The organism is Sphingopyxis witflariensis (genome assembly GCF_002205635.1).
GTDB classification, from domain to species: Bacteria; Pseudomonadota; Alphaproteobacteria; order Sphingomonadales; family Sphingomonadaceae; genus Sphingopyxis; species Sphingopyxis witflariensis.
The window spans coordinates 1-1,415 of sequence record NZ_NISJ01000035.1 but is presented as its reverse complement, the minus strand read 5'-3'; the positions used below and the strand labels follow the sequence as shown (position 1 = coordinate 1,415).

The window sequence follows — 1,415 nt, the reverse complement described above, 5'->3', positions numbered from 1 at the left end:
ACAACCTCCGCTTCACGCAGCTTGCCAATAATCTCTTCCGGGCGATGCTTCTTGCTCGGCATTCATAATCTCCTTCGTAATCCAAAATATCATCAATTTTGGACCACTCAGAAGGGGGCAGATCACGTCTTCTTCGAGGGCAACAAACAGTCCGGCGTCGTCAGGAACGAGCCAATATCCGTCTGCCGGATGGAAATAGAGCCGCATCCGTTCGAAATGATATGCCGCACCATCGATGTGAACCAGCAGGCTGAAGAAGACTTGGTTCAGCGTTTCAGGATAAAAACCATGGTGGGCAACGAGCACGTCAGCGTCGGCCGATATCGCAGCTTGTTTAATCACATCACGGAACATAGGCGGGTCGCAGACAGTGCCCGCGATTATGAGCTTTCGATCCTTGAGGTGGACCGCGCCGGCCGGAAGGCCCAACCGAACACTTTCTCCATCGTTTTCACCAAAGATGTCGTGGAGAAAGATGCTCATCATCCTGCCACTGATGCACGAAACGCGTTCCTTGAAGATTTGGGTCATTGAGAGTTACTCCGTCAGTTTGGTGATCGGAACTCCCTTGTTTTTCATTCACTCGGGGAGCTCATAGCATCCCGAACTTTTCCACTTCCCCTTGATTCCCCTGTCTTTGGACAAGCCGCATAAGGCGCAAGCATCAATGATGCCCTGTTCACGTCATTGACGAATGGGAATGCTTCATACGTATTTCGATATTTGGCGCTGTCGTCGTCAGGGGGCTACGAATGCTCGCGATGTGCGCTCGCGCGCCGACTGACCGACAACGGCATCGCGAGACGAGGAATAGCATTGCGCCCATCCTCATAAATCGCAGACATCCCTGAAGAACAGAAATCTGGAGGTATCTAGATCGGTCTTCTGGCCGATCTTTTTGCAGGGAAGTTTCAGAAACCCCCTCGAATAATCGCCGATTTCCACCAATTTTCCGATTGCCCGTAGGCTCTTGGCTCGATTTCTGGCCGATTGTTTGGCCGATCTTTTAATTGCCTTTAGCCCAGGACAATTCTAATAAATTGACGCAAAATCGTGAGCTTTACTCCACGTCATGCTCGCAATAGCGCCCGCCGGAACGCCTGCAATTGCATTGGGTGCCATTCACCCGAGTGGCTTTGCAAGCCCGAAGAGGAAAGGCTCCGAAATGGAAAATGAAGACCTTCTCACGCACACCGCCGATATTGCGGCGGCGTTCGTGTCGAACAACAGCGTTGCGGTTGGCGACATCGCAACGCTCATCAACAGCGTCTATTCCAGCTTGTCTAACCTAGGCCGTGTTGACAAAAGACTTCAGCCATAGGCGCGTAGCGGCGAGGTTGAGGAAGCTCTCGAACGAGAGCAGGGTTTTGTCATAGCGGGTTGCGATGCGTCGTTGCTGTTTGAGTTTGCCGAAC

The 1,415-nt window shown here is 52.1% G+C and carries 2 protein-coding genes; one reads left to right on the top strand and one right to left on the bottom strand.

The features are described from left to right. Positions 1–12 precede the first annotated feature (12 nt). A complete protein-coding gene (locus tag CDQ91_RS20875; protein WP_144036848.1) occupies positions 13–531 on the bottom strand; it encodes a hypothetical protein in 519 nt (172 codons plus the stop codon). Positions 532–1,072: 541 nt separating this feature from the next. On the opposite strand from CDQ91_RS20875, the gene CDQ91_RS22115 reads away from it, so the two are divergent. Continuing rightward, positions 1,073–1,321 (top strand): MucR family transcriptional regulator, encoded by a 249-nt coding sequence (locus CDQ91_RS22115; RefSeq protein WP_419722582.1) that lies wholly within the window; start codon positions 1,073–1,075, stop codon positions 1,319–1,321. The last annotated feature ends 94 nt before the right edge of the window (positions 1,322–1,415 follow it).

Bases quoted from the DNA above. Each gene is read 5' to 3' on its own strand.
- CDQ91_RS20875 (WP_144036848.1), bottom strand. From the start codon at position 531: ATGACCCAAATCTTCAAGGAACGCGTTTCGTGCATCAGTGGCAGGATG.
- CDQ91_RS22115 (WP_419722582.1), top strand. From the start codon at position 1,073: ATGCTCGCAATAGCGCCCGCCGGAACGCCTGCAATTGCATTGGGTGCC.